The organism is Mycobacterium sp. E3247 (assembly GCF_001667785.1).
Classification (GTDB): Bacteria; Actinomycetota; Actinomycetes; order Mycobacteriales; family Mycobacteriaceae; genus Mycobacterium.
Genome location: NZ_LZJG01000152.1, coordinates 1 through 5638, shown reverse-complemented (window position 1 = coordinate 5638; position 5638 = coordinate 1). Strand labels below are relative to the sequence as shown.

The window sequence follows — 5638 nt, the reverse complement described above, 5'->3', positions numbered from 1 at the left end:
TGGTCGACGAGGCCAAGCGCGCCGAGCTCAAGGACTACACCTATGAGCTGCTGTTCGAGCTCTACGACAACGAGGTTGAGTACACCCAGGACCTCTACGACGAGGTCGGGCTGACCGAGGACGTCAAGAAGTTCCTGCGCTACAACGCCAACAAGGCGCTGATGAACCTCGGTTACGAGGCGTTGTTCCCGCGCGACGAGACCGACGTCAACCCGGCGATCCTGTCGGCCCTGTCACCCAACGCGGACGAGAACCACGACTTCTTCTCGGGCTCCGGCTCGTCGTACGTGATCGGCAAGGCCGTCGTCACCGAGGACGAGGACTGGGACTTCTGAAGCCCTACCTGGATTGAGAATCGGGCCGGCCGCACTGTCGGGGGGGAGGGACTGGGGCCGGCCCGATCGTCTATTCATACACCGGCTGCGCCGGTTTTCTTCCCGCAGGATCTTTGGTGCTGCCCGCGGGCGGTGGCACCCAACCTTGCAGGACTTTCCGGCCGATCAACTGACAGCCGTGGGTGTGCGCCAATTGCTTTGCTGCCCTTGTGAATTCGCGATTGGTCACCACGATGCTCCTGGTGCACCCGTGGTGGCGAGCGCCGGATACCACCTGCTGCACGGCCGCCACGCCCACCGATTGGCCGTAACGCTTGCACTGGACCGCCACCAAGTGGCCGTCCTTCTCGGCGATCAGGTCCACGCCGTAGTCCCCGACCGGCGGGGTGAACGTCACCCGCCAACCGGCGCGGCGCAGCCGCGCGGCGACATAGCGCTCGAATGCGACCCCGTCCATGGCGTCAACGGTGGCCAACGTGGCGTGGCCCGCGCGCGGCCATCGGCGGTTGGTCGCCCAGCCGACGAGCACCTCGAGCAGCACCATCAGGTAGAACGCCACGGACGCCATCCCCGCGCTGTGCTCGACGATGCCGACCAACAGCCCGCAGGCCAGCGGGATGACCACCAGCGCCTTGAGCACGCCTCGATGGTAGGGATCGCCGACGACAAATCGGGCCATTAAGCGCAAGCGCCGCACATGTTCAGGCAATGAACGGCATGTGAATTGTGGGGTTCCAGCGACGCCTCGCTAGCGCGCGTGATGCGGCTGCCCGACACTGTTCTGGTGACGAAACCCGCCTCCCCTGAGAAGGATCACCGCCACCATTTCTGCCGCTCAGTGATTCAGTGGCTGCAGGTCGGCTACCCGAACGGCGTTCCCGGCCCGGACCGCGTGCCGTTGATGGCCTTGCTGCGCAGCACACCGCTGACCGAAGACCAGATCCGCGAGGTGGTGCGCCACATCACCGCGAAGGAAGGGTCTCCGGAGACGATCGATCACCCGATCGATCGCGACGAGATCGCCGAATTCATCTCCGACATGACGCAATTCGATGCCGGCAAGGAAAACATCATCCGGGTGGCCACCACGCTGGCCGCGGCCGGCTGGCCGTTGGCCGGCATCGACGTCAGCGAGGTGGTACCCGACGACGAGCACGCCGAGGCGGCCGAACGGGTTGCCCGTCACTGCGCACCCGAAGAACCGTCAGAGGTCGCCTCATAGCTTCGAGATGTCGATGACGAAGCGGTAGCGGACGTCGCTCGCCAGGACCCGCTCGTAGGCCTCGTTGATGTAATCCGGCTCGATCAGCTCGATTTCGGGCGTCACGTCATGCTCGGCGCAGAAGTCCAGCATTTCCTGGGTTTCGGCGATCCCGCCGATGTTGGACCCGGAGAGGCTGCGCCGCGCCAGCGCCAGCGGGAAGGCCCCGACCTCCATGGGGTGCTCGGGGATGCCCAATTCGACCAGGGTGCCGTCGACGTCGAGCAGGTTGAGGTAGTCGTTCAGTTTCAGGTTCGCCGAGACCGTGTTCAGGATCAGGTCGAAGCTGCCACGCAGCTTCTTGAAGGTGTCGGGGTCGGAAGTGGCGTAGTAGTGGCTCGCGCCCAGGCGCAGCCCGTCCTCCATCTTCTTCAGCGACTGCGACAGCACCGTTACCTCGGCGCCCATCGCCGCGCCCAGCTTGACGCCCATGTGCCCCAGACCGCCCAGCCCGATGATCGCCAGCCGGGTGCCCTCGCCGGCGTTCCAGTGCCGCAGCGGCGAGAACAGCGTGATGCCCGCGCACAGCAGCGGCGCCGCCTTGTCCAGCGGCAGCGAGTCCGGGATGCGCACGACGAAGTTCTCGTCGACGACGACCGCCTGGCTGTAGCCGCCCTGGGTCGACGTGCCGTCTTTGTCGATGGAGTTGTAGGTGAAGGTCGCACCGGGCTTGCAGTACTGCTCGAGCCCGGCCTTGCAACTGCTGCACTGACCGCAGGAGTTCACCATGCAGCCCACGCCGACGTGGTCGCCGACCTTGTACTTGGTGACCGCGGAACCGACCTCGCTCACCACGCCGGCGATCTCATGGCCGGGCACCACCGGGTAATTCGGCGTGCCCCACTCGGCCTTGACGGTGTGGATGTCGGAGTGGCAGATCCCGGCGAACTTGATGTCGATCGCCACGTCGTGCGGGCCGGGCTCACGGCGCTCGATGGTGGTCTTGGTCAACGGTTCGGTTGCCGACGTGGCGGCATAGGCCGAAACAGTGCTCATGTATATCCCTCTTCGATGTGGTCGCGTCGTCAAAAGTTTAGCTAAGGTAATGTTCCCGGGCCACCGGGTGGCTACTCGTCATCACCTTAGGACGGCGGGTGACCGCCCGCCGAGTTGCTAATTGATCGGGGCATTCACCAGGCGCAGGTCGTCGACGATCCCGCGGGCCGCGATCAGGCCCTCGCCGGTCTGCCACACCTCGTCGTTGACGATGTAGACGCGGTTGTCGTGGTTCGCGGACAGCTTGCGCCACGGGTTGCTGTCCAGCACCGTCGCGGCGCGCTGGGCGGCCGCCGGTGACGCACACGACACGTAGACGACGTCGGCGTCGGCGGCGGACAGGTCCGGGTTCTTGGCCAGGTCGTCGTCGGTCGCCCGGATCTCGATGTACGGCTTGTCGGTGAACCGCTGCGACGCCGGCCGGTCGACGCCGACGGCGCCGAGCACGCTGGCCGGGAAGTTGTTGGTGCCGTAGACCCGGATGGTGTCGGTGGTGAACTGCACGATGGACGCCTGGAAGTGAGACGCGTCATGCCGGGCGCCGACGTCGCCGGCCCGCTGGGAAAAGCCGTTGAGCAGCGCGTCCATCGCGCCGCCGCGCGCCGCCGCGCCGCCCACGCCCCGCAGGTTGTCCTCCCATGCGGCGCCGGGCGCCGCGGTGAACACCGTCGGTGCGATCGCGGCCAGCTGCGGATACAGCTTGGGCGTCAAGCCCTGCGATCCCAGGATGAGGTCCGGGTGGGCCGCCGCGATCGCGGCCAGGTCGGGGTTGCTGCGGCTCCCGACGCCCGGTACGCCGTGCACCGCGCTGCCCAGGTATGCGGGCTGGCCGGACGACCCGTCCGGCAAGGCCGCCGCGACCACCCGCGATTGCAGGCCGAGCGCGCACAGCGCGTCCAGCTGATCGCCGGACAGCACCACGATCCGCTGCGGCTCGGCGGGCACCTGCACCACGTCCGGGGTGACGCCGGCCGCGTTGTGCGCCTGCCGCGTGTTCGGTCCCGGATCGGCCGCCGCGGCGTCGCGCGCACACGACTCGTCCGGGCGGCGGTCGTTCCCGAGCACGCCGGCGCCCGCGATCTGGGTGGTCGGCGTCACCAGCGAGGGGCTCGCCTTGGTGCCCGGCTTGCCGGATCCGCAGCCGCTGCACGTGACGGCGACCGCGGCCGCCAGCGCGGCGGCCGCGCGCAGGAACGCGGGTCGGGTCACGCCGGAAAGCACGCGTCGAACGCTAACACCTGCCGGCCCCGTGCCAGGCACGCCGAAACGACACGCCGCGGTGCCGAGCCGATTACGACAGTTTGTAGGACCAGCCCTGACGTCGGCAGGATCGACGGTTAGTATTCGTGTCAGCTCTGTTTTGGGCCCCTGTCCTATCCGGATGTTTGGAGAAGCTGTTGACAGCCGAAGCGCCCCCCTTGGGAGAACTCGAGGCCGTTCGTCCGTACCCGGACCGGACCGGTCCCAAAGGGAACCTCGTCTACAAACTGATCACCACCACCGATCACAAGATGATCGGCATCATGTACACGGTCACCTGCTTCGTCTTCTTCTTCATCGGCGGACTGATGGCCCTGTTGATGCGCACCGAGCTCGCGGCGCCGGGGCTGCAGTTCCTGTCGAACGAGCAGTACAACCAGCTGTTCACCATGCACGGCACGATCATGCTGTTGCTGTACGCGACGCCGGTCGTGTTCGGGTTCGCCAACCTGGTGCTGCCGCTGCAGATCGGCGCGCCGGACGTGGCCTTCCCGCGGCTGAACGCCTTCTCGTTCTGGCTCTTCCTCTTCGGCGGTCTGACGGCCGCGGCCGGGTTCATCGTCCCGGGTGGGGCCGCGGACTTCGGCTGGACGGCCTACACGCCGCTGTCCGACGCCGTCCACTCGCCCGGCGCCGGCGGAGACCTGTGGATCACCGGCCTGATCGTCGCGGGTCTGGGCACCATCCTCGGTGCGGTCAACATGATCACGACGGTGGTGTGCATGCGCGCGCCCGGCATGACGATGTTCCGGATGCCGATCTTCACCTGGAACATCATGGTGACGTCGATCCTGATCCTGATCGCGTTCCCGATCCTGACCGCCGCGCTGTTCGGGCTGGCCGCCGACCGGCATCTGGGCGCCCACGTGTACGACGCCGCCAACGGTGGGGTCCTGTTGTGGCAGCACCTGTTCTGGTTCTTCGGCCACCCCGAGGTGTACATCATCGCGCTGCCGTTCTTCGGGATCGTCACCGAGATCATCCCGGTGTTCGCCCGCAAGCCGGTCTTCGGTTACACCACCCTGGTGTACGCGACGCTGTCGATCGCCGCGCTGTCGGTCGCGGTGTGGGCGCACCACATGTTCGCCACCGGAGCCGTTCTGCTGCCGTTCTTCTCGTTCATGACGTATCTGATCGCGGTGCCGACGGGGATCAAGTTCTTCAACTGGATCGGCACCATGTGGAAGGGGCAACTCACCTTCGAGACCCCGATGCTGTTCTCCGTGGGCTTCCTGGTCACCTTCCTGCTCGGTGGTCTGACCGGGGTCATGCTGGCCAGCCCGCCGCTGGACTTCCACGTCACCGACACCTACTTCGTGGTGGCGCACTTCCACTACGTCCTCTTCGGCACCATCGTGTTCGCCACCTACGCGGGCGTCTACTTCTGGTTCCCGAAGATGACCGGCCGGTTGCTCGACGAGCGGCTGGGCAAGCTGCACTTCTGGCTGACCTTCATCGGCTTCCACACCACGTTCCTGGTGCAGCACTGGCTGGGTGACATGGGTATGCCGCGCCGCTACGCCGACTACCTGGCCAGCGACGGCTTCCAGGGGCTCAACATCGTGTCCACGGTCGGCGCCTTCATCCTGGGTGTGTCGATGTTCCCGTTCGTCTGGAACGTCTTCAAGAGCTGGCGCTACGGCGAGGTCGTGACCGTCGACGACCCGTGGGGCTACGGCAACTCGCTGGAGTGGGCGACCAGTTGCCCGCCGCCGCGGCACAACTTCACCGAGCTGCCCCGGATCCGTTCGGAGCGCCCGGCTTTCGAGCTGCACTACCCGCACAT

6 protein-coding genes are annotated in these 5638 nt (G+C 66.6%); 3 read left to right on the top strand and 3 right to left on the bottom strand.

Going from position 1 to position 5638, the window contains the following annotated elements; genetic code table 11:
- Nucleotides 1–335: ribonucleotide-diphosphate reductase subunit beta (locus A9X04_RS07880; RefSeq protein ID WP_197509093.1), on the top strand; the 335-nt coding region annotated here is incomplete at its 5' end.
- Between the two features lie 70 nt (nt 336–405).
- Here the strand turns inward: A9X04_RS07880 and A9X04_RS07875 are convergent.
- Nucleotides 406–975, bottom strand: a complete 570-nt coding sequence (locus A9X04_RS07875; protein ID WP_082973136.1) for a restriction endonuclease — start codon at nt 973–975, stop codon at nt 406–408.
- Between the two features lie 198 nt (nt 976–1173).
- On the opposite strand from A9X04_RS07875, the gene A9X04_RS07870 reads away from it, so the two are divergent.
- The gene (locus A9X04_RS07870) at nt 1174–1557 is read left to right on the top strand and encodes a DUF3349 domain-containing protein (RefSeq protein ID WP_067919086.1); all 384 of its coding nucleotides are present in this window, start codon (nt 1174–1176) and stop codon (nt 1555–1557) included.
- Here A9X04_RS07870 and A9X04_RS07865 read toward each other — a convergent pair.
- Together A9X04_RS07865 and A9X04_RS07860 are read right to left on the bottom strand one after the other, a co-directional pair.
- Nucleotides 1552–2592, bottom strand: coding sequence for an NAD(P)-dependent alcohol dehydrogenase (locus tag A9X04_RS07865; protein WP_067919085.1), 1041 nt, complete (start codon nt 2590–2592; stop codon nt 1552–1554). The genes A9X04_RS07870 and A9X04_RS07865 overlap by 6 nt on opposite strands.
- A gap of 117 nt (nt 2593–2709) precedes the next feature.
- On the bottom strand, nt 2710–3813 hold the full coding sequence (locus A9X04_RS07860; protein ID WP_067919083.1) for an iron-siderophore ABC transporter substrate-binding protein: 1104 nt from the start codon (nt 3811–3813) through the stop codon (nt 2710–2712).
- A gap of 176 nt (nt 3814–3989) precedes the next feature.
- Here A9X04_RS07860 and ctaD point away from each other — a divergent pair.
- On the top strand, nt 3990–5638 hold a 1649-nt coding region (ctaD, locus tag A9X04_RS07855; protein WP_067919089.1), incomplete at its 3' end, for a cytochrome c oxidase subunit I.